Genomic DNA, 21,984 nt, shown 5'->3' with positions numbered 1-21,984 from the left:
TTCCGAAGAGGGATCCTCCCTGGTGAAGGATCTGATCCCGGTGGGTAGGCTGCCCGTTGCTAGAACTGTCCCTGAACGAAAAGGCTCAGGATTTCTGGAGAATGGCCACAATCTGGATCAGAGCCTCTTGAAACACTTCTCGCTCCGGTTGACCTTGCTTGAGCTGATACTCCAGTTGTAAAAGTTGCTGCATCACCTGCAGCAGCGCCGAGCTTTTTAGGGATCCCACCTCTTTTTGGAGAAAATAAACCCGGTTGGGATTGGCAATCTCTGCTTTTTGGGCGATGACTTTGGGATCCCGTTCTCCCTCCTCCAGCAATAGCTTTACCCACAGCCAGGTGCGAAATTGCCCCACCAACACCGCCAGGATCTTCAGGGCCGGCTCGTTGTGATCCAAAAGATGGGCCAGGATGCGCAGGGCCTGATCCAAGTTGCCCTGGCGCAGGGAGGCGGCCAGTTGAAAGCTGTTGTAGGCGCTAGCAGGAACCAGGGCCTCGATTTGCTCAGGGGAGATGGGATCCCGTTGGTTGACCGTAAACAAAGCCAGCTTTTCCAGTTCCATCGCCAAGCGGCGGGAGTCGTTGCCCACGGCTTCCGCCAACTTCTGGGCTGCCTCTGGGCTGAGCTTGAGATCCCGCTGCCGGGCCTCGCTGTATACCTGCCTCAGGATACCCTCTTCATCCCAGGGGGCCAGTTGGGGAAACTCGCGGGCAAGGGCCACTTGCTTGAGGAGCTTGGTGGATTTGAGCCGTCCATCGGGCTTGTTGCGGGTGGTCAACAACAAATGGGTGGTGGGGGGTAAAGAGGCTAACGTCCGCTCCAGTTCCCTTACCCACTCTTCCGGACAATCCTGGGTGAGCGTCGTCTCTTCCAGCCAAACCAGGCGAGCGTTGGATCCCAGGGGCGGGGTCATGGCCAGGTTAAGTCCGGCCAGTGTGGACTCCGGCGGCAGGCGATCGTAGTTAAAAGCGGCCCAGTCGGGATCCAGCACTTGCTCCCGCAACTGGTGCACCGCCTGCATCAGCCGATAGGTGTCATCTCCCCAGTAAAGGTAGACAGGCATACTCCCCCAAGTCCCCTCAGCTTGGTCTCCAGCTTTTTTCCGTAGTTTCTCTAGGCGTTATTTTGCTTACGTTAATCAGCGGCAGGTTCCGGGTCTTTATCCGGGATCTTCCGGAGAAAGCCTGGCCAAGTTTCAGCTTCTTTTCTCTCTAAAAAAAACGCCAGCTTTGCATGATCTAGCTTGGCAAATTCTGTATTCCCACTGAAGAACTATCATCAATCTTCTCCTAAGCTGGGCTTAGAGACGGGGTTGGAGGGAGGGCTGCAAGCGTATGGACACCATTGGCGAACTGGAGTTCAAGGTGCAGGTTTTAGCCCGCTGCCTGGGATCTGCTCTGGGTTTAGGCCGGCCTATTCGTGTGCAAATTCATTATTGTAATCCCCAAGTCTTCAATGCAGGCCAGTTGGGAGCAGGGGTTTCCCCTTTCAACTCTGAAGAGGTTGGGAAATCCCAGCCCCACCCGCTAGCCTCGTTTGCCTAAAGGGCGCTTCGAGGTCGGCGAGGCAGCTAACTCTAGCAATGAGTCTGCGAGTTCTAGAAGGGGGATCCCGCTTGCCTTCCCGCCCTTGCCCCTGTTCGCTGGGGAGATAAACTCGGAAGATAGGCCTGAAGCACAAGTGCCCAGGGCGCTGGAAGGAGCCATGGAACGAGAAACGCGACTGTGGCGCGGCCTGCTGCTGCGGGATTTTCCTATCGAGTCCTGGTGGCAGGGCAGCCTTTTAAGCCGAGTGTCGGGATCCCTGCGGAGTTGGGGCAAAAGCAGCCTACTGGTGCAAACCTCTGACTGGATCGGTTTGGGCCTGGTGCTGCTGTATTGGGTCTTTTCGGCGCAAAGCTCCACCGGCATCCTAGGTCTGATTTTGCTGGCCATGGCGGCGCTTGTGGTCTTGGGCTGGCTGGTGGAAACCCCAACTTGGCTGCCCGTCCATCTGCCCCTAGGCCTGTTTTGGGGAATTGCCACCCTGGCCACGATCCTTTCGCCGGTTCCCTATGCAGCGCGGGAGGGCTGGCTGAAGTTGACGCTCTACCTGGCCGGCTATCTGCTGCTGCAGCGTCTGCTTCGCCAACTGCAGTTTCGGGATTGGATCGTCGGATCCCTGCTTTTGGTCAGCTTGGTGATGGGGGTCTACGGCCTGCGGCAATACTTTTACGGGGCAGCAGAACTGGCCACCTGGGTGGATCCGGAGTCGGGCTTGGCAGGTCTGACGCGGGTGTACAGCTATCTGCGCAACCCAAATCTGTACGGGGGCTACTTGATCCCGGTCATTCCTCTGGGGCTGGCCGCCACTTGGATTTGGCCCAGTTGGGGGGCGAAACTCCTGGCCGGGTTTACGACGGCGGTGAACCTGATTTGCCTGTTGCTCACCTACAGTCGTGGCGCCTGGATTGGGGGGCTGGCCACGCTCACCCTGATGGCCGTGCTGTTGGCACAGTGGCATTCTGTCGATTTGCCAGCCCGCTGGCGGCGTTGGGCCTTGCCGGCCCTGTTGGGCGGAGGGGGGGCTGCTCTGTTGCTCGGGATCCTGACGGTACGCTCCCTGCGGCTGCGGGTGCAGAGCATTTTTTGGGGGCGGTTGGATACCAGCAACAACTTTCGCCTCAATGTCTGGGCGGCGGTGCTGGAGATGATCCGCGACTTTCCCATCTTGGGGATCGGCCCCGGTAATGTTGCCTTTAACCGCGTCTATCCCCTCTACCAACGAGGCAACTTCAGCGCCCTCGGAGCCTATTCGGTGCCGCTGCAGCTCACCGTGGAGACTGGCTTCATCGGATCTTTAACTTTCGCCTGGTTCCTCTTGGTGCTCTGGGATCACGGCTGGAGATGCTGGAAAACTTTGCTCAACTTGCGGGATCCCCAGGGTCTGTGGGTGGCAGCGGGCTTGGCCGCTTGCACCGGCATGATGGCCCACGGCTTGGTGGATACCATCTGGTATCGTCCACAGGTACAAATGCTGTGGTGGCTTGCGGTAGCGCTCATTACAGCCAGCTTGGCCTCTCTCAGCCCTCAGCCGCCCGTGGATGTTGGTGAGACCCCATCGGAGGCTTCCTCCCGTTAGGGTAGCTTAAGCTTGACCTTCCAGTCTTGACGGGAGCCAACCCAGAGTGGTAAGCATCTTCAGTAGGAGATAAAAAATGTATCCGTTTTTACAATTCACAGGTGTTGGTAGTGTTAGAAATTAGCGGAACTGTTCAGGGTGCAGGAGGCAGATGAAAAAAATCGAGGCCGTGATCCGGCCATTCAAGTTGGATGAGGTCAAAATTGCTTTGGTCAATGCCGGGATTGTCGGCATGACCGTAAGTGAAGTACGGGGTTTTGGCCGGCAAAAGGGACAAACCGAGCGTTACCGGGGATCCGAGTACACGGTAGAGTTCCTACAAAAGCTGAAAGTGGAGATCGTGGTCGAAGATGACCTGGTGGATACGGTGGTGGAGAAGCTAATTGCAGCAGCTCGCACCGGCGAAATTGGGGACGGCAAGATTTTCATCAGCCCCGTCGAAAAAACCATCCGCATCCGCACTGGCGAACTCAACCAAGATGCCCTGTAAGGAGGGATCTTTGGGGTTTGGGCTACCCGTCCTGAGCCTTGTGGGGGTTTGCTGCATGTCTCTTTTGCTGTATCTCTGATGAGGTGTTCTTGCCCCACTTTCCGGGTAACGTCTTTTGAGAAGTACTGTCCCTTTAGGTGAGTCGAAAAGCATGAGTACAACAATGATCCAAAAGCTCAAGAGCCAGGTGCCCCAGTGGCTCTGGCGACCGGCCAGGTGGAGTCTGACTGCTGCTCTAATGGCTGCGCTGGTCTTTCTATTCGGCCAGGGAACTGCCTTTGCTCAAGAGGCCGAGGAAGTTCAGAAACACGCTGACATTGTTTGGACGATCGTGGCAGCAGCCTTGGTGTTCTTCATGCAGGCGGGGTTCGCCATGGTGGAGACGGGCTTTACCCGCGCCAAGAATGCCGCCAACATCATGATGAAGAACTTGATGGACTTCTGCATGGGCTGTTGCGCCTTCTGGTTCATTGGGTTTGGCCTCATGTTCGGCAAAAGTGCTGGCTTCTTCGGCACTGACTGGTTTGCTTTTGGCTGGCAGCAGGCTTACGAGGCAGACGGCTGGCCTTTCACCTTCTTTGTTTTCCAGATGGTGTTTGCCGCTACCGCCGCCACCATTGTTTCCGGAGCCATGGCAGAGCGCACCAAGTTCTTGGCCTACTTGATCTACTCGCTCTTTATCTCCGCCATCATCTACCCTATATCCGGGGGGTGGGCTTGGAACGGCCTGTTTGGGGACTACAACGGCGGCACAGTTGGCTGGCTGGAAAATCTGGGCTACATTGATTTCGCTGGATCGGGGGTGGTGCATTTGGTAGGGGGCGCTGCGGCCTTGGCAGGCGCCATTGTGCTCGGCCCTCGCATTGGCAAGTACGGCCCTAATGGAGAACCGCGGGCGATCCCTGGCCACAACCTGCCGCTGGGGATGCTGGGAGTGTTTATCCTCGCCTTGGGCTGGATTGGGTTCAACGCTGGCTCGACCACTGCTGCGAATGCAGACATTGGCTGGGTTGCCATGAATACGTTGCTAGCCGCGTCAGCGGGGGCCATTGGGGCGACAATCACCTGCTGGGTGCATTTTGGCAAGCCAGACATGACCTTTGGCGCCAACGGGGTGCTGGCGGGCTTGGTGGGCATCACTGCCCCTTGCAATACAGTTCATCCGCTGGGGGCCTTGATCATTGGCTCGGTGGCCGGAGTCCTCGTGGTGATCTCCGCGGTGATTTTGGATACGGCGCTGAAAATTGATGACCCAGTGGGCGCGGTTTCCGTGCATGGCACCTGTGGTATCTGGGGGGTGTTGGCAGCAGGGATCCCTTGGTTTGCCCACGCCAATTCAGAGGTTACCTGGGCACAGTTCGGCGTGCAGGTGGTAGGCGCTCTCGCTCTCTTCTTCTGGCCCTTCATCACCTGTCTAATCCTGTTTTTAATCCTCAAGGTAACTGTTGGCTTGCGCGTCAGCGCCGAGGAAGAGATTGCCGGTTTGGATGTGGGCGAGCACGGCAACATAGCCTACCCTGACTTCGTTACTGCTGCCACCGAGGTGGAGGGAGCTTGAGCTGTTGCGCTCGGTTCGACGGGAGGCTGTCGGATCTGAGCGACACGGGACTGAAAATCAAGAGAGGGGGTCAGGTCTGGCCCTCTCTTTTGTGGCTTGTTGACCTCAAGCAGTACACTGGGATCCGGTTGAATGCGCTTTTGGATCCCATGCACCTTCTGATCCCGGCGGCTGGCAGCGGCAAGCGAATGGGAGCTGCGGTCAATAAGCTGTTGCTGCCGCTCTTGGGTCAGCCAATTTTGGCTTGGACGTTGCAGGCTGCGGATCGAGCCAGCTCCATCGAGTGGATCGGCATTCTCTCCCAACCCGGCGATTGGCCGGCCATCGAGCAGATCCTGGCGGCAATGGATCTGTCCACGCCGGTGCAGCTTTTACAAGGGGGGGCGACGCGGCAGGAGTCGGTTTACAGGGGGGTTGAGTATCTCTATAATCTGGGAACAGTAGAGCGGGTGTTGATCCACGATGGGGCCCGCTGCCTGGCTACCCCTAAGTTATTCGATCGCTGTAGTGCTGCTTTGCAGCAGGTGGATGGTCTCATCGCGGGGATCCCTGTCAAGGACACGATCAAGGTCACCGAGACCGGCCCCAAGGGGATCCAAATCCAATCGACACCGGAGCGCAGCCGGCTGTGGGCAGCCCAAACGCCGCAGGGGTTTCGCCTGTCGCTGTTGTGGCAAGCCCATCGGGAGGCGCTGGCCCAGGGGTGGCAGGTAACCGATGACGCAGCCCTATTCGAGAAGCTGGGTTGGCCGGTTTACATCGTGGAAGGGGAGGAGTCTAACCTGAAGTTAACCACCCCCTGGGATCTGGTGCTGGCCGAGCAAATTCTCCAGCAGCGCCTTGAGCTGGCGCGCTAGCTCAACTCACTATGGCGATGGCCCTGACGCAGAGCCGCCTTTTGCCACACCCGACTGCGCCAGCGGCTGAGCAACAGGCCGGCCAAGCCGGCGACATAGATCAGCATGGCCAACCAGCCCCCCACAGCCCCCCATCCCAACCCCGGCAGGAAGGGGATCCAACTGTGGGAAAAGATCAGCATCTGCGCCAAAGGCAAGAAAAAGAGCCAGCTCATCCCGAGCATGATCGCCATGGGGGCCCGCACGTCTCCCGCGCCGCGCAGGGATCCCGCGGCAGAGAAGTTGATGCCATCGAAGAGAAACGAAACCGCGATGATCTGCAAAAGCCTCCCCCCCAACTCCACAATCGCCGCGGCGTTGGCATCTGTCCCGGCCACGAACAGGCCGAGCAAGGCTTCTCTAAAAAGCGCCAGCCCGCCGCCGATCACGGTCATGTAGCCGACCGTCCAGGCTATCACCGCATTCCCCAAGCGCATCGCCCAAGCCGGCTGCCCGGCGCCAACGGCCTGGCCCACCAGGACGGTTGCCGCCTGTTCCAAGCCGAGGGCCGGCAAATAGGCAAAGCGAGACAACATCAGACACAGGTGGGCCGTTGCCCCCTCCACAGCCCCCAACTGGCCCAGCAGCAACTGAAACACCGTGAAAGAGCTCATGTCCGCCAAAGCGTAGATCCCCATCGGCAGGCCCAGCCGCAGCAAGGGCCGCAGGGACTTGTGAGCCAAAAGCCAGGTTTGCCGCGTAGCGTAGTCGCGCTGGATCCAGGCCGAGAGAAACAGCAGCAGGTAAAGGGCCAGCTCCCCGTATTCCGACAGGATCGTGCCCCAGGCGGCTCCGGCAATCCCCCAGCCCAGGCCGAAAATGAACAGGGCATTGAGGATGCCGTTGAACAGCACGCTCCAGCCACTCACAGGGTGATCCAGGTGCAACCAATGCCGTTAAAAAAACCCGCCAAGGCAAAGCTGCCCAAGAGAGCGGATCCCCCCCAAACGCGAACTTGCCAATAATCTGCCGCTTGCTCCGCCACCCCCGCCGGCAGGGGCAGCCCTGAATACAGCAAGCTCCCCAACAGCGACAAGAGGCCACAAAGGGGCAATAGGCCCAACCCCAGCTCAACTCCCGACCAGGCATAGCGAGAGGCCCCCTTCGGATCTCCGCCGGCGTAGGTTTGCGCCACCAAGGTTTGCACTGCTCGCCCCAGACTCATGAAAGGGGTCAAGGCCACTTGGGTGGGCAACCAAGCGGCGTTCATCCCGGCCAAGGCTTGGCTGGAGATCTGGCCGATAAACCAGGTGTTGGTTATGCCCATCAGCGCCTGAATGCCAGCGCTGAGCGCCAAGGGCATCGCCAACCTCAGCACAACCCCATGATCCACCCCTGGGATCCCGCGGGCATCCAGCCGCTGCGCTACAACTCCCATGTCCTCCCTGCTCGCCCGTGGCACGCAAAAGCGCGCAACCCTCTGCCGAGGCAGCCTGTATTCTATTGTACTACACATAATACAGGCCAGGTCAAGGGACAGAGCCTGCAGGGGATCCCATCCTCGGGGGTAGCCCTCTGCTGCTAGGATGGGAAGAAACCCGATGAGCCAACCGACTTCGTCCTACTGGCCGGTGCACATTGTCGGCGCCGGCCCTGGGGATCCCGAGCTGATTACCCTGCGCGGCCAGAGAGTACTCTCAGAAGCAGATGCAGTATTCTATACCGGCTCTTTGGTGCCGGAGGGGCTGCTGGCCCATTGTCGCCCCGACGTGGAGGCCATCGACACGCGCTCCCTCACCTTGGAAACGCTGCTGCCCCAGATGGTGGAGCGGGTTAAGGCGGGGCGGCGGGTGGTGCGGCTGCAGGATGGGGATCCGTCTCTTTACGGCGCTCTGCACGAGTTGCTGATTCGGCTGGCGGAGGCCGGGATCCCCTTTGAGATCGTGCCGGGGGTGAGCGCCTTTCAACTGGCAGCCGCCCGTTTGCAGGTGGAGCTAACGGTGCCGGAGCTGGTGCAGACGGTCATCCTCACCCGCGCCAGCGGTCGGACGCGCGTGCCGGAAGCAGAAGCCCTGGCCAGCCTGGCGGCCCACCGCGCCTCTTTGTGTCTGTATCTGAGCGCCCGCCATGTGGAACAGGCCCAGGCGGATCTAATGACCCACTATCCCGCCGATACCCCTGTGGCCATCTGCTACCGTCTGGGCTGGCCGGACGAGCGGATCTGGCTGGGATCCCTGGCGGAGATGGCGGCCCTCACCCGGCAAGCCGGCCTAGAGCGCACCGTGCTCTACCTCATCAGTCCCGCCCTACGGGGCTTGGCAGGAGCCGGCTCGGCCCGCTCGCGGCTCTACAGCCCTGACCACGCCCACCTCTTCCGTCCCAAACGGCACCGTTAGACTCTACTGCAACTGGCTTTTTTAGGACTTGCCTTGGAGGCCCCCGGCCTGTCGCAGCTACTTTGGGCACCTGGGCGTGTTGCCCTGCTGGTCAGCGAAAAAGGCCGCCAGCCCCCGCCCAAGATCTACCCTGCTGCCGGTGGAGGGAGCAGGTTCCGGCAGAACTGGGCGGGGCAGCCGTCGAAATCCACCCGCTTGATCTGGGAGATGAGGAGGCCCTGCCTTGCCCCGCCGTTGCAGCCCAGAGAACAGGGTTAAGATTAAGTTAGTTAGCTTGGGCCTAGCCAGATTGGCCGGAAGGAGCCGTAGCCCCTGGAGGGTGGGGATAGGGCTCTGGCCCAAGCAGCGACCAAGCGGGAACGACAATGCCTCTCGACAACCTGCGCGGACTTTATCAGCAAGTCATCCTGGAACGCTACAGAAAGCCCCGCAACTTCGGCAGGGTCGATCCGGTTCATCGTCGCCAACGCGGCCATAACCCCTCCTGTGGCGACACCATCGACCTCACCTTGCAATTGGATCCCGGCCAGGAGCGGATTGCCGATATCAAATTTGAGGGAGAGGGCTGCGCCATTGCCCTGGCTTCTGCCGATCTTATGGCCGATGCCGTGCGCGGGCGCACCATCCCCGAAGCGCTGCAGTTGGTCGAGCGCTTCCAGGCCATGATGCGCGGCGGCGAAGAGTTTCCGCGGGAGTACCGCTCCCTCAATGCCATGAAGGGAGTTGCCCAGTTCCCGGTACGCATCAAGTGCGCCAACCTGGCCTGGCATGCCCTCAAACACGCCCTGGAATCGCCCGCACCCAGTGGATCCCCGGACAACCCAGGTTTTGTGAGCAACGAAGACGCCGACTAGGTTCCGACCTCCGGGCGGCAATGGAGGGGATCCCTGTAATCCAGAGAACTCCTGGGATCAGGGATGCCCGGGCTGCCTCTTTGCTCGGCTGGGAGCCAATGACCTCACCAGCAAGCCCTTCAACGCCGCCACCCTGGCCGCCGCAACCGCGGCTCTGCTAAGCTGGGATCCCTGAACTCACCCCACAGCTCCGTGGGATCCCCGCCGCTATCCGCCAAATGGCGTAGAAAAATCCTAGAAATCGCGTACGTGGATTCTCGGTGTTTTCCGTTTTTTTACGGATATTTGGGCTATGATGGGGACGTAAACGTTGGAAATGCGGAGGAAATACAGATGCAAGCTGGTGTAGATCTAACGCTAGATTACCGTACTTACCGCTTGGTGGCGTTGCTGAGCGAGCACTTTCCCATGGGGGAGCTACTGGGGGTTTCCCTCAAGTGGCAGGACGATGCTTCTGCTGTAGACAAGCTGCAGACTGAGGTCGCCCGTTCCTGGAGGGAGCAGATCGAGCAGCGCTATCTCGTTCCTCGGCACAAGTAATCGGGAACTCTCGAACGAACCCTCTCAAACGGAAACGACCATGAATGCCTCTTTGAATTCTCTCCCTGTTGCTCCGGCCCTTAGTATCGAAGCAATCGTGGAGCAAGTTTTCCGCAGCGGCTTTCTCAGTTTGCAGCAAGAAAACCTCATCAACGAGCTGCTCTTTCAGCGGCGCTACTCTGAGGCCGACTTGGAAATGCTGGATCGCCTGACTTTGGCGTTGCTGAACCAGCAAGTCGAAGCGGACAAACCTTCTGTAGCAAAAGCTGCCTGACCGGCAAAACGCATCAAGTTCCTCCAAAGCAAAAGGGGATCCACAAAGGATCCCCTCACCTGTCGATATTGAGTTAGAACCTTTGGGCTGCAGCGGCTGGGTGTGAGGGCTAGACCGCAACCGTCTTCTTCACCTGAGCCGCCAAAGCGCCAGAAGCATACTTGGCCGCCATCTCGTCCAGGGTAACCACCGGGACTTTGGTGCCGTGGCCGGCACAGCCGAAGGCGATGTAGCGCTCGGCGCACACTTTTTGCATTTCCTTGATAGAAGGCTTGAGGAAAGAGCGGGGATCAAAGTCCTTCGGATTCTCGGCCAGGGCGCGGCGCACCGCAGCCGTGATGGCCAGACGGTTGTCGGTGTCGATGTTAACTTTGCGCACTCCGTTTTTGATGCCCCGCTGAATTTCTTCCAGCGGCACACCGTAGGTTTCGGGAATGGAGCCGCCGTACTGGTTGATGATGTCGATGAGCTCCTTGGGCACCGACGAGGAACCGTGCATCACCAGGTGGGTGTTGGGCAGGCGGCGGTGGATCTCGGCGATGCGCTCCATGTCGAGAATGTCGCCCGTGGGCTTGCGGGAGAACTTGTAGGCGCCGTGGCTGGTGCCGATGGCCACAGCCAGCGCATCCACTTGGGTTTGCTCCACAAAGTCCACGGCTTGATCCGGATCGGTGAGCAGTTGGTCGTGGCTGAGGGCCCCTTCAGCGCCGTGGCCATCTTCTGCTTCCCCGCGGCCTGTCTCCAGGGATCCCAGGCAGCCCAGTTCTCCTTCCACGCTCACGCCGACAGCGTGGGCCACCTTCACCACCTCGGCAGTAACGGCCACGTTGTACTCATAGCTGGCCGGCGTTTTGGCGTCTTCTTTGAGGGAGCCATCCATCATGACGCTGGTGAAGCCGTTGCGGATGGCGGAGTAGCAGGTGGCGGGGCTGTTGCCGTGGTCTTGGTGCATGGCGACGGGAATGTGGGGATAGGTTTCCACTGCCGCCAGGATCAGGTGGCGCAAAAAGTGCTCGCCCGCATACTTGCGCGCCCCTCGAGAGGCTTGCAGGATGACTGGACTGTTGGTTTCATGGGCAGCTTGCATGATTGCTTGAATCTGCTCCATGTTGTTAACGTTGAAAGCCGGAATGCCGTAGTCATGTTCGGCGGCATGATCCAGCAGGATCCGCATGGGAACGAGAGCCATCGGTTACCTCCTGAGGTGCTGACCTGATGCGTGTGAGATTTGCTTACCGTTAATCTTAAGGTATCTTTTACGTTTTGCGGGATGTGACCCCGGAGATTTGGGGATTTCGCCAAAGCCTCCTTGCCACTATTGGCCGCAATGCTCGCGCTGAGGCGCAACGATCCCGCTGCGCTCTCCAGATACACTAGACATGGGTAGAGCGGGGTGCGCTCCGAGGTAAACGTCGCCTTGTCTACGCCCGCCTGTTAACTTCTAGCTTTTTGTGGACATTATTTTCGCCTTTCGTTTTGCATTTTGTCTTGTTTGTCCGGAGGATTGAGAAGGTGCATTGTAATCCGTGGCCAATCCTGGGCGCGAGCTGGGGAAGGACTTTGTCGGGCCGGGGTAGAAGACTGCGTCCCGACGACGCGAAAGGACTCCGTCCCGCTGACGCAATCGGTTTGGCCATAGCCTGCTGGGCAGTGGTGGGCCTTCCATCGGCGGCATGGGGGATCCCTGGGCAATCGCCGGATCAAGCGGCGGCCTGGGTGAGAAATAATCCTGTGCTGCGGCCCCGCCCGGGCGAAACCTTGAACATTCACCGCGTGGAGCCGGATGGATCCCGATTTACCTTTTTGGCCTCGGTGGCCCCGCCGGGCCGGATCATCAACCCGCTGGATCGGGAGACGATTCGCTCGGAGCGCATGACCTTCTTTCGCCCGCAAGGGCTGACGGCAGAGGATCTTTTCCAAGCCATTCGCGAGATCTACGGGCCGGAGATCGCCGCCGATTTGGATCGGGCGGTGGAGGTGATCCGCTACCCGGCCCCTGAAGCCTTGGCCAACAATCCCGGCTACAGTCTTGCCCTGGCCACCCAAGGCGTGGTGCTGCGGGGGGATCAGTTTGTCTATTGGCTGGAGCTAACACAAAACCCGGATGGCCGCGTGCAGCAGGGCCAGGTGTGGGTGTTCCAAGAAGAATGGCTACCCAAGGTGGAAGGGGAGTTGGCCGAACGCTTTCCCCTACAGGTGATGAGCCGCTGAACTGGGTTTGCAACTTCCCTTGGGCGGGCGGAGGTTCGCGGCTGCTGGGATCCGCCCCTGAATCCAGCACCGGCATCCAAGCTTCTTAGAACTGACAGCCAGGGGTTGGGGGCACGGCTGTGGTTTTGCTGGTTGGCCTCACGTTGTTCGGCAGCGCCTTTTGCCTTTTTTGGGGGCAGTTGTTGGTGGGCAAATTGCTGCTGCCGCTCTGGGGGGGATCCCCCCTGGTTTGGAATACCTGCCTGGTCTTTTTCCAGCTCGCTTTGCTGCTGGGCTACCTGTGGGCAGACCGGCTGGGGCGAGGGCTCGCTCCCGGCTGGGGCGTGCTGCTGCACGGGATCCTCCTGCTGGCGGGGCTGAAGTTTTTGCCCTTTCAGTTTGGGATCCCTGGCCAACTGGAAGGGGTTTTCCCTTCCCTAGCTCTGTTGGCTGACTTGACAGCAAGGGCGGGAGTACCCTTGCTTCTCCTGTCGGGGACGACGCCGTTGCTGCAGCGGGCGCTGGGAGAGGCGAAAAGGGATCCCTACGGGCTCTACGTGGCCAGCAATGCCGGCAGCCTAGCGGGGCTGCTGGGCTATCCCCTGCTCTTGGAGCCGCGGTTGTCTCTGTCGGGGCAAACCCACCTGTGGACGGGATCCTACGCTCTGGTCGCAGCGCTGGTGCTGCTGGGTGGGGTGGGGCTCATGCTGAACGGGCGGGAGGTGACTTTCCCGAGGGGAGATCCCGTGGAGGAGATCCCCCCCGTCTCCTGGCGGGAGCGTTGGCGCTGGGCCGGCTGGGCCTTTTTGCCGGCGGGCCTGTTGGTGGCGGCCACCACCCTCTTGACCACCGACGTGGCGGCGGTGCCCCTGCTGTGGGCCGTTCCCCTGAGCCTTTACCTCATGACCTTCATACTGGCCTTCGGCGGCCTCTACCCCAATGACTTGGCTTTAGGGACAACGGCTCTGCTGGCCTGTGGAGCGCTAGGGGCCCAGGTTCTGGGCTGGGCGAGACCTTGGTTTTGGGTGTTGCCGCTACATCTGGGGGCTTTTGGCCTGGTGAGCTGGGCCTGTCACAGTCAGTTGGCCAGATCCCGTCCACCCGCCCAGCAGTTGACGCAGTTTTACCTGTGGCTGGCTGTGGGAGGCAGCTTGGGAGGGCTGTTCTCCGCTTTGCTGGCGCCGCAGATGTTTGAGACCTTACTGGAGTACCCCCTGCTCTTGGGGGTGTCGCTGGCGGCCTTAGCGGCACGGGGAGGGCGGCTGGGCCTGTCGCTAGGGCTGGGGTTGCTCTTGCCTTTGTTGCTGTTGGGCTTTCGTCCTCAGGCGCTCTTTCGCCTTGGAGCCGCTGGGGGCTTGGCTCTGGGGATGGCCCTTCTGGGGTCTGTAGGAGAAGGCAGCAGAAGGCGCTGGGTGGGAACAGGGATGGGTCTAGTGTTGCTGCTAGGACAAACCTGGCTGCCGCCGGGGCTCCAGGTGGTGGCCGAGGAGCGCAGCGCCTTTGGCCTCCACCGGATTGTGGAATACCACGCTGAGGACGGATCCTTCCGCAGCCTGCTCCACGGCACCACCCTGCACGGCAGCCAAAACCTGGATCCCCAAAAGGCCCTGGAGCCGCTCACCTATTTTTCCCGCGAGGGGCCGGTGGGTCAGGTGTTCCAGCGGTGGCGGGCGCAGCCGCCCTCTTCTCCGGCCCAGGTGGCGGTGCTGGGGCTGGGGATCGGCACCTTGGCCGCCTACGCCGAGCCAGGGGATGAGTGGACGTTTTTCGAGTTGGATCCCACCGTGGCCGACTGGGCGGGCCGCTACTTCCCCTATCTCGATTGGGCCAGCCGGCGGGCGCAGGTGCGGGTGATCTTGGGCGATGCCCGGCTCCGCCTGCAAGGGATCCCCGATGGCAGCTACGACCTGATGGTGATAGATGCCTTCAGCTCCGACGCCGTGCCGGTGCATCTGCTTACCCAGGAGGCCCTGACCCTCTACCTCCGCAAGCTCAAGCCCCAGGGCTGGCTGCTCTTTAACATCACCAACCGCCACCTGGACTTGGCGCCAGTGCTGGCCGCCTTGGCAAGAGCATTGCGGCTTCCCGCCTGGCAGCAAGCCCATGAAGAGCTCACCGCCGCCCAGCGCCGGGCAGGGCTAGCCCCTTCCCACTGGGTGCTGATGGCCAAAAGCCCTGGTGGCCGGCAAGACTGGGATCCCTGGCAGCCCCTTTTGCCCCAAGCTGGGGATCCCCTCTGGCGAGATGATTTTTCCAACCTGCTACATGTAATCCGCTGGCCCCAGCTTCCCCTGCTGGGAGATATCCAGATCCCAGCTCCGAAGCAGAATCCGGCTGTTATCGCTGCGCGACGCTTCGGCAATGCGTCAGCCTTATTCAGCAAGACGGCTAAAGAAATCTTTACAATGCAGATTTAGTATGAGTTATGATTGTTTGAAGCATAACTAATGTCTGCTCAGGAGCCTGGCTTATGTCTCCTTCAACCCTGCAAGCCCCTACTGTCGATTGGCAAGCCGTCATGGCTGAAGCCTCTGGAGCTTGTTTCGTGGCCATCGGCGGCAGCTTGCGGCCCAATTCTTTGACTTATCAGGCGCTAGAGGTGGTGCGGCGCGAGTTTGAGAGGTTGAGGCTTCTCTTGCACATCCTCGACCTGCGGCAAATGAAGTTGCCCTTTGCCGATGGTTCGGAATCCTACCCGGACTATCCCGACGTGGAGGTTTTGCGGGCAACAATGAAGCGGGCCGATGGGATCATCCTGGCTAGCCCTGAGTACCACGGCGGCATCAGCGGCAGCCTGAAGAATGCTCTCGATCTCTTGAGCTTTGAACACTTAGAGGGCAAGGTCTTCGGGCTGATCAGCGTTTTGGGCGGTGAGAGCAACAGCAATACCCTCAACCAGATGCGTTTAATTGTGCGGTGGGTGCATGGCTGGGCGATCCCGGAGCAGATTGCCATTGGTCGGGCTTGGAGCGCCTTCGATGAGCAGGGCAACCTCAAGGACGAAAACCTACGCCAGCGCTTGCAACGCTTTGTGCAGAGCTTGGTCACCAACACCTCCAAACTGCGCGGGTCCCGGCTCCCAGCTCCTTGAAAAGGGCCTAGGTTGCCCAGCAGCCCCATTTTCAAGAGGGGCTTCCCCTTTCCTGGGAGAGGGGCTGACGCCCAAGTAACGGCATGGCTAAGGTGAGCCAAGAGAAAGCTGCGGCCGCTTTCCCTCTGCAGAAACCTGCATAACCCACGTCGGGCCATGGTTCAACCTCCTTCCCCCTATTCTTCCAGTGGAGCTGGGGCCATCTCTCCCCTAGTTGCCCTACAGGCAACCTTGCAACAGATGCGGGAGCAGAGCGATGCCAATGCCCTCATTCAGCTCACGCTGGAGTATGTCAAGGCGGTGTTTGGGGCGCCGCTGATCTGGCTGGCCTTTTATGACTATCAAAATCACCAGTTGCTGGGTCAGGGAGGGTTTAGCCTTGTGGAGGAGCCAACTCTCTTGCGAGGGGTGCATCCCCTGCAGCCGGGGGAGATCTTGGAGCAGGTGGTGATCGAGCAGCGGCCCATCAGCGTGCCCGATCTTTCCCAGGAGCCGCGCATGGGCCTTTGGCAGCGGGAAGCCAGGCGCCTGGGCGGGATCCAAGGCTGCTTCATCTACCCCTTTTCAGCAGCAGGGCGGCGGCGCTGCCTGGGGATCCTGATGCTGGGATCCCAGATGTGGGGGGTTACCACCCGCGAGGAAGAGAAAGCGCTCCTGGGGATTTTGCTGGGCCAGTTGGCCGCCTCTTTGCAGGAGCTGGAAAATGCCTGGAGGCAGCAGAGCGAAAAACGCCTTGAGGATTCGCTCCTGAGGCTGGGAACGGCGATATGCCAGGCGGGATCCCTGCAGGAACGGGTCAGCCTGGTGAGGCAGGAGCTGCAGACTTGCCTGGGCGCCGTCCATATCCAGGTGTACTGGCACGAGCGCAGCCGGGGGCGGTTTGTTCCCCATGGAAGCGCCTCTAGACCCAGCCAGCCACCTACTCCTGCCCCCATGTCCAAAGAGGCCAAAGCAGGAGCAGCGTCGCCAGGAGATGGCGGCCTTTCGCTGCGGGAGTTGGGAGATATGTACTACACCCTCGCCGATGGCCAGGTGGTGGTAGGCGGCACAGGGACGACCCGCTCCGAGATCCCCCTCAAGCTGATGCAGCAGTTGCGGGCCCAGGCGGCCTTGGCCGCCCCCATCTTGCTGGAGAAAGATCTGCTGGGGTTCATTTGGGTGCAATCGGATGTGCCCCGCACCTGGCAAGCTGTGGAGCGCCAGTTGGTGGCCGCCGCCGCCAATGGGCTGGCCTTAGCCGCCCCCCTGGAAAATCTGGATCGCCGCATCCGCCAGTTGGCCGACGAGCAAGAGTTTGTGCAGCAGGTGGGCCGTTCGCTTTACAACCCGGCGGAGCTGCCGCAGGCTCTCCAGCAAGCCGTCGTCGGCCTGGGCCAGCGTCTGCAAGCCAGTGCGGTGGCCGTCCTGACAGTGGATCCCGATAGGCCGAACCCCCGCCTCTTCTCCGAGTACCGCAGCGAGGGCAAGCAGGCTCTGCCGCCGCAGTTCAGCTCCTTAAGCGAGCAAGACTGGCAGGATCTGCTGCGCAGCGAGGTGGTGGCGGCGGAAAACTACGACCAGGATCTGCGCCTGCTCTCCTGGCGGCAAGAACTGGCCCCTTTGGGGGTGCGCTCCCTCATGCTGACTCATACCGGCGCCAGCGGCACTGCCACCCCCGAAGGGCTGATCCTAGTGCTCCACCCGCGGCCAAGGGCTTGGAGCCGAGAAGAACGGCAACTGCTGCGCGGGACTGCCCAACAAGTGGGATTGCTCCTGCGGCAACTTCGGTCTCAGCAACGGCAGGAACGGCAAGAGCACTTGCTCAGCGGCCTGATCGCCACTTGTCTGACTTTGCAAAACCTGGCCACCCCTGAGGCTCTCTACGCCACCATCGCCCAACAGGCGGCCCAACTCCTCCAGATCCCTTTGGCGCTGGTGGTCAGTTGGCAGCCGGGGGAGAGCCGGGCCTGCTTGCAGCCGCCCTTTGCCGCTGCCCCCGAGTTCTGCCCCAGCGGCCCCACTGAGATCAATCGGCAGGATCCCTTGCTGGCCGCTGCGCTGCAGGCGAGGGGTCCCCTCCCGCTTGCCCAAGACCAGATCCCGGCTGCCAGCCGCGCCTGGTTAAACTCGGTGGGCCTGGGATCCTGGCTGCTGGTGCCCTTGGGGGAGACGGATCCCTCGCTGCCGGAGCCCCTGGGGGTTTTGATCCTGGGAGCAGAGGCGGACAGAGTCTGGGAGGCAGAGGAGCAGGCGGCTGTGACGTTGATGGCCCAAACCTGTGGCTGGACGCTGCGGCGCTTGCTTTGGGTGCAAACTTTGCAGGAGCGGCAGGAGGTGCTCAGCGAGTTGAATTGGTACAAGCACCGCCGCCTGCTGGATCTGCAAAATGCCCTGCTGGACGGCCTGCGCCGTCTTGGCCAAGTGCCGGGCATCCGGGGAGATGAGGCCACCCGCTGGCAAAAGGTGGTGGAAATCGGCAGGGAGCTGCGGGATCTGGCCGTCTTCGCCGAGCCGCTGTTGCAGACGGAAACGTGGCAGGTGCAGCCGCAGTTGCTGTCGGTGCCCCTAGCAACCTTGGTGCGCAAAAGCCTGCGCCGGGTGGAGGGCCTGACCCAAAAACGCAAGCTGTGGCCGCGCGCCCACGGCGACCTCAGCCTCGTCGTCCAGGGCGATGTCGGGCGATTGGAGATGATCCTCTGGGAAGTGCTGCTGGCCGCTGCCTTGCGCAGCCCGGAGGGGGGGCGGCTGGATCTGTGGAGCCAAGCCACAGAGGGCTATGCAGAGCTGCTGGTGGTGGATCAGGGCAGCTTCGATCCCCACCTGCTGACGGCCTTGCAATGGGATCCGCAACAGGTCATCTACGCCGATCCCCTCTTCCAATCGCCGCTCTCGGCGAGCCCCGGCCTGGAACTTGGCCTGTGCCAACGGCTACTGCAGCGGATGGGAGGGCAGCTCTCCTTCTATTCCTCTGGGGATGGGCGCTCCGTTGCCCGGCTGCTCCTGCCGCTGGCTGGCAAGGAACTGCGTCCCCCGGCCGTAGCCTCAGGGGGACAAGGCCCTCAGCAGCCAAAACAGGGGCAGCAGGGCCAGCGCCCCGCGATCTAGCTGCCGCAGGTGTAGGCGGTGCCAGCGCAAGGGGTGGTCGGGGCCGGTCAGCCCACGCGCCTGCATGGCCATGGCTGTCTGCTCTGCCCGCAGGAGCAGGTTTTCAAAAAAGCGCTCCACCAGAGCCAGCAGGGTTTGGATCCCGCCCCGGAAGCTGAGGGATCCCCAGCGGACATCGCGGGTGCGCACCGCCCGCACCAGGTTTTGCACCTCCTCCATCACCAGCGGCAGAAAGCGCAGCGCCAAGGTGAGAGTGAGGATCACCTCCGCAACTGGCCATCCCCAGCGTTTTAGAGGCTGCACCAGGTGGCCGATCCCCTCTGTGATCTCTTCTGGGGCTGTGGTCAGCAAAAACAAATTGGTGGCGTAGAGCAGCGTAAAGATGAGGGTGCCCAGCCGCAAAGCCACCGACAGGGAACGGCGGGACACCTGAAAGGTTCGCTCCCCTAGGGAAACCTGCAGCAAGCGGTAGCGGTAGGGAGTCGGCCAGGCACGGGTTTGCTCCCGCCAGGCCCGCTTGGCTGCTGCGCGGGATCCCTCTTCCACCCCCCCGTCATAGCCGGGGATGAGCCCATAGCCCACCACCTGCGCGTCCTGCCGCTGCGGCTGCGGGAAAACCCCCAACCCATCGGGAGCGAAGCTGGTGATCCCAAAAGTGAGCAGGCTGAGGGCTAACACCAGCGAGAGCTGGCCCGACCAGACCCGACGCGGCAGGCGGGCTGCCACCGTCAAGAACAACAGAACCGCCACCACGGCCAGGCGCCAGCCATTGCCAGCCAAAATTGGGCTGAGCAGAAAGCTGAGCAGCCAGGCCAGCTTCACGCGCGGATCGAGGCGGTGCAGCCAGGTGCGCGGCTCTTCCAGGTAGATTCCCAGCGGGGCATTGCGCAGAATATCCACTGCAGGCAAACGGGAGACAGGTTATCCCCCAAAAGGAGAACGGAAGCTGGCAGCAGGAAAGGCTTAGAGTCGCTCCACCAGACGGGTTGAGCCGGATTGGGCAGCGACCCATCCCCCTGGGGCCCCCTCTCGCTCAACGCGCAACCAGACAGGCACCTGTCCTTCGCCAGCCTGCACCTCTACCACCCGCAGCAAAGCTTGGCGCGGGGCGGCCCCGACGATAGCCCCAGTCAGGCTGGGCTGCTGGCGAATGTTAATGCCCTCATTGGCAATCACCCGCACCTGTCGCACACCCCGCCACTCGGCCAGAGGGCCGGTCAATTCAGGCTCAGGCGTGGGTTCTGGCTGGCCCGGAGCGTCGATGGCAACCGGCGGCTGCTCCAGTTGCACCTGGGGCTGCTCCAGCGGCGGCGCTGGCGGCGTGAACAGGCTCCTCAGCATCTGCCAGATCACCAGCAGGGAGAGGATGCCCACGCCGACCACTCCGGCCAAGCCGATGCTGAGGGGAATGGCAGGGCGCTCACCCCGACCACGGCGGGATCCCAGGCGGCTGCGGCGGTAACGCTCCACCTCCTGCGATCCCCACTCGTGGGCGTGTGGGATCCCTTCCTCGAAGGGGGGCTTGGCCGGCCCCTCGCCGCGCCGGTAGGCGGGCAAATCGGACATACGCGGGGGCTCTGGAGGAGGCGCTGTCCCTCCCCGCGGAAAGGGGGCGGGCGGGCGAGGCGATTCTTGTGTTTGCTCAGTTAGGCGTGGGCCACCCACCATAGCAGGCAAATGGGGTGCGGGGTGGAAAGATGGGGGAGATAGCGTCCCCGCCGGCGAGCTCTCGCGACTGGGCATCTCGTCCAGGTAAGCCTGAACCTGGGGGTTGTCGAAGTAAGCTTGCAAGGTTGCTTGGGCAGTTTCCAGGCCGCGAAACTCTGGGAACACCTCCTCTTGAAACCACCTTTCTGTGAAGCGGCACAGACCCGGCAGATGGTCAGGGGAGCCGGCGGAGTGTTCTTCGATAAACTGCAGGGCCTCTGTTTCTTGGCTGGAGCGCAGATGGTCAAGCGCCTCCTCGGTCTGCCCCAGCAACAGGCTGCAGATGGCCTGCTCCAGATGGACATCCTGCCGCTGGGCCAGGCGGGCCAAGTAGCCGCGGGCACGCCGCACCAAGGCCGGACGTTTTTCCAGATAGCCTGCTGCCAGCAACACCTGCACGGCCAAGTAGGCGGCCACCAGCGAGGGACGCTCGGCCTCTCGCTCAAACAGCTCCTGCTGTTCTTGGAGAGTAAGGTGACGGCGCACCCGCTGGATGAAGCGCAAGAAATCTTCTGTGCTGAGGCCAGAGCCATCCTGCCCACTTCCTTCAATGCCACCCCGCTCGTCCAGCATGGCTTTCAGGAGGGCAAGCCCTTGCTGCCGCGCCAGGACAGGATCGGCAAGCGCCTCTTTGCCGATTTGGGCGGGGGCGCTAGTCTCAAGGCTGAGGAGCTGCAAAATGCGGTAGGGACGCAGCTTGCCCAGATCAAGGCGGAGCTCTGCTTGCAGCTGCGGAAAAGCCTGATACTCCTCCAGCTCCGCCAGGCCCGCCTGCAGAGAGCGCGCCGCCTCTTCGTAGGATCCCTGTTGCCAGGCTTCCCGGCCCAGCTCCAACCGGGCGATGGCCCGCGCCAAAATGGCGTCAGAACGGGCAGGGTGGCCCTGCTCCAGCATCTGTTGAGCCAAATCTAAGGCCGCTTGGTACTCTCCGACTTCGCAATACAAACACAGCACTCCTGGCAAGAGGGGCTCTTCCACCGTCAGGGTGGGATCCGCCGGTGTCAGGTGTTCGTCGTAGTTTTGTCGCGCCTCTGGGTTAAGCAACACCGAGGCTGCCTCTTGAATAAGCTGAGCGCGAGCTTCCACGGCCTGCGGCGAAAACCCCAGCAGCCAAGAGCGCTCGCCCGGCTTGGGATCGAGCCGCTCTCGGTAGGCCTGCTCGATCTGATGCTCGTCCGCCCGTGGTGACAGCATCAAAACCCGGTAGTAGTCGAGGGGCACCCGCACCGTCATGGCTTTTGTCTGCTTTCCTGCTCGCGTCAAGGCGTCTTTGGACACCTGACCCCTATCGACTTAACTGTAGTCCTTTTCCTCGGCAAAAGGGATCCCCTCTTGCCTAGAGCCTACCAGTCCCAGCTCCCCGGCTCCCCCTTGAAGGGGCCTACGACCTTGGAGGTAATCCAGCCGCCGTAGAAATCTCCCGGCTGGGGCCGGACTCGTTCTCCATCCACCCGGCACTCCTGCACGCGGCCCGCATAAAAAGCGAGGTGGTCGCGGATGGGCCAAAACTCCGGGCTGGGATCCGGATAGCTCCAGGCGGCATCCACGGCCACCTGGGATCCAACTTGCACCGTCCAGTAGCGGGCAGATCCTTTGAACTCGCAGAAGGAGGTGCGGGCGCTGGGGCGGAGATACTCCAGCCGCACATCGGCGGGGGGGATGTAGTAGGTGGGCGGGTGGCTGGTTTCCAGGATGCGGTAGCAGCGGCAGCTGTGGGCGATGAGCTCGCCATTAAAGAAAACTTCCACCCGCTCGGCGGTTGGCTCCAGGCGGGGCGGGCGCGGGTAGTCCCAGACGGATTCTTGTCCGGGCCGGGGCGGGATGGGCCGGGGGCGCATGGGCAG

General features: G+C 61.5%; 19 protein-coding genes. 12 read left to right on the top strand and 7 right to left on the bottom strand.

All coding sequences use genetic code 11. The annotated features are described in order from the left end of the window. Positions 1-85 precede the first annotated feature (85 nt). Positions 86-1,063, bottom strand: a complete 978-nt coding sequence (gene holA / locus NW846_RS01540; RefSeq protein ID WP_011430355.1) for a DNA polymerase III subunit delta — start codon at positions 1,061-1,063, stop codon at positions 86-88. A 641-nt stretch (positions 1,064-1,704) separates the two neighbouring features. Between holA and NW846_RS01535 the strand changes: the two genes are divergently transcribed. The 4 genes from NW846_RS01535 to ispD all read left to right on the top strand — a co-directional run bounded on the left by NW846_RS01535 (position 1,705) and on the right by ispD (position 6,025). After that, complete coding sequence (locus NW846_RS01535; RefSeq protein ID WP_414346287.1) at positions 1,705-3,120, top strand: IctB family putative bicarbonate transporter; 1,416 nt, start codon at positions 1,705-1,707, stop codon at positions 3,118-3,120. Between the two features lie 151 nt (positions 3,121-3,271). Next, positions 3,272-3,610: a P-II family nitrogen regulator gene (locus tag NW846_RS01530; RefSeq protein WP_011430352.1), complete on the top strand. Its 339-nt coding sequence runs from the start codon at positions 3,272-3,274 to the stop codon at positions 3,608-3,610. A 151-nt stretch (positions 3,611-3,761) separates the two neighbouring features. Further along, a complete protein-coding gene (locus NW846_RS01525; RefSeq protein ID WP_414346290.1) occupies positions 3,762-5,168 on the top strand; it encodes an ammonium transporter in 1,407 nt (468 codons plus the stop codon). 149 nt (positions 5,169-5,317) lie between these two features. Continuing rightward, on the top strand, positions 5,318-6,025 hold the full coding sequence (ispD, locus tag NW846_RS01520) for a 2-C-methyl-D-erythritol 4-phosphate cytidylyltransferase (RefSeq protein WP_011430350.1): 708 nt from the start codon (positions 5,318-5,320) through the stop codon (positions 6,023-6,025). Here ispD and NW846_RS01515 read toward each other — a convergent pair. Further along, positions 6,022-6,933: an MATE family efflux transporter gene (locus tag NW846_RS01515; protein ID WP_414346292.1), complete on the bottom strand. Its 912-nt coding sequence runs from the start codon at positions 6,931-6,933 to the stop codon at positions 6,022-6,024. The genes ispD and NW846_RS01515 overlap by 4 nt on opposite strands. Further along, positions 6,930-7,442, bottom strand: coding sequence for an MATE family efflux transporter (locus tag NW846_RS01510; RefSeq protein WP_414346295.1), 513 nt, complete (start codon positions 7,440-7,442; stop codon positions 6,930-6,932). Before NW846_RS01510 ends, NW846_RS01515 begins: the two co-directional genes overlap by 4 nt. A 163-nt stretch (positions 7,443-7,605) precedes the next feature. Between NW846_RS01510 and cobM the strand changes: the two genes are divergently transcribed. From cobM to NW846_RS01490, 4 genes are all read left to right on the top strand, one after another. Beyond that, a complete protein-coding gene (gene cobM / locus NW846_RS01505; RefSeq protein WP_414346298.1) occupies positions 7,606-8,400 on the top strand; it encodes a precorrin-4 C(11)-methyltransferase in 795 nt (264 codons plus the stop codon). 365 nt (positions 8,401-8,765) lie between these two features. After that, positions 8,766-9,254 carry a Fe-S cluster assembly sulfur transfer protein SufU gene (sufU, locus tag NW846_RS01500; protein WP_011430348.1) on the top strand — a complete coding sequence of 163 codons (489 nt, stop codon included), beginning with the start codon at positions 8,766-8,768 and terminating at the stop codon, positions 9,252-9,254. Between the two features lie 333 nt (positions 9,255-9,587). Then, positions 9,588-9,794, top strand: a complete 207-nt coding sequence (locus NW846_RS01495) for a hypothetical protein (RefSeq protein ID WP_414346302.1) — start codon at positions 9,588-9,590, stop codon at positions 9,792-9,794. A gap of 40 nt (positions 9,795-9,834) precedes the next feature. Beyond that, the gene (locus NW846_RS01490) at positions 9,835-10,068 is read left to right on the top strand and encodes a hypothetical protein (RefSeq protein ID WP_011430346.1); all 234 of its coding nucleotides are present in this window, start codon (positions 9,835-9,837) and stop codon (positions 10,066-10,068) included. A 109-nt stretch (positions 10,069-10,177) separates the two neighbouring features. Here the strand turns inward: NW846_RS01490 and fba are convergent, their stop codons facing one another. Continuing rightward, positions 10,178-11,257 (bottom strand): class II fructose-bisphosphate aldolase, encoded by a 1,080-nt coding sequence (gene fba, locus NW846_RS01485; protein ID WP_011430345.1) that lies wholly within the window; start codon positions 11,255-11,257, stop codon positions 10,178-10,180. A 464-nt stretch (positions 11,258-11,721) separates the two neighbouring features. Between fba and NW846_RS01480 the strand changes: the two genes are divergently transcribed. From NW846_RS01480 to NW846_RS01465, 4 genes are all read left to right on the top strand, one after another. Then, positions 11,722-12,279 carry a hypothetical protein gene (locus NW846_RS01480; RefSeq protein WP_228375204.1) on the top strand — a complete coding sequence of 186 codons (558 nt, stop codon included), beginning with the start codon at positions 11,722-11,724 and terminating at the stop codon, positions 12,277-12,279. Positions 12,280-12,398: 119 nt separating this feature from the next. Continuing rightward, positions 12,399-14,675: a fused MFS/spermidine synthase gene (locus NW846_RS01475; RefSeq protein WP_011430342.1), complete on the top strand. Its 2,277-nt coding sequence runs from the start codon at positions 12,399-12,401 to the stop codon at positions 14,673-14,675. Between the two features lie 53 nt (positions 14,676-14,728). Further along, positions 14,729-15,349 (top strand): NADPH-dependent FMN reductase, encoded by a 621-nt coding sequence (locus tag NW846_RS01470; RefSeq protein ID WP_240527366.1) that lies wholly within the window; start codon positions 14,729-14,731, stop codon positions 15,347-15,349. Between the two features lie 156 nt (positions 15,350-15,505). After that, positions 15,506-18,433: a GAF domain-containing protein gene (locus NW846_RS01465; RefSeq protein WP_099812101.1), complete on the top strand. Its 2,928-nt coding sequence runs from the start codon at positions 15,506-15,508 to the stop codon at positions 18,431-18,433. Here the strand turns inward: NW846_RS01465 and NW846_RS01460 are convergent. From NW846_RS01460 to NW846_RS01450, 3 genes are all read right to left on the bottom strand, one after another. Next, positions 18,371-19,333 carry an energy-coupling factor transporter transmembrane component T family protein gene (locus NW846_RS01460; protein ID WP_011430339.1) on the bottom strand — a complete coding sequence of 321 codons (963 nt, stop codon included), beginning with the start codon at positions 19,331-19,333 and terminating at the stop codon, positions 18,371-18,373. The two genes, NW846_RS01465 and NW846_RS01460, sit on opposite strands and share 63 nt — an antisense overlap. A 63-nt stretch (positions 19,334-19,396) precedes the next feature. Then, positions 19,397-21,418, bottom strand: a complete 2,022-nt coding sequence (locus tag NW846_RS01455) for an SH3 domain-containing protein (RefSeq protein ID WP_414346307.1) — start codon at positions 21,416-21,418, stop codon at positions 19,397-19,399. Between the two features lie 65 nt (positions 21,419-21,483). Beyond that, the gene (locus NW846_RS01450) at positions 21,484-21,978 is read right to left on the bottom strand and encodes a DUF427 domain-containing protein (protein WP_011430337.1); all 495 of its coding nucleotides are present in this window, start codon (positions 21,976-21,978) and stop codon (positions 21,484-21,486) included. Positions 21,979-21,984: the final 6 nt, after the last annotated feature.

The sequence above is a fragment of the Synechococcus sp. W60.3 genome (assembly GCF_047502615.1).
GTDB lineage: Bacteria > Cyanobacteriota > Cyanobacteriia > Thermostichales > Thermostichaceae > Thermostichus.
The sequence above is the reverse complement of the archived record's forward strand: the minus strand, read 5'-3'. Positions and strand labels throughout refer to the sequence as shown.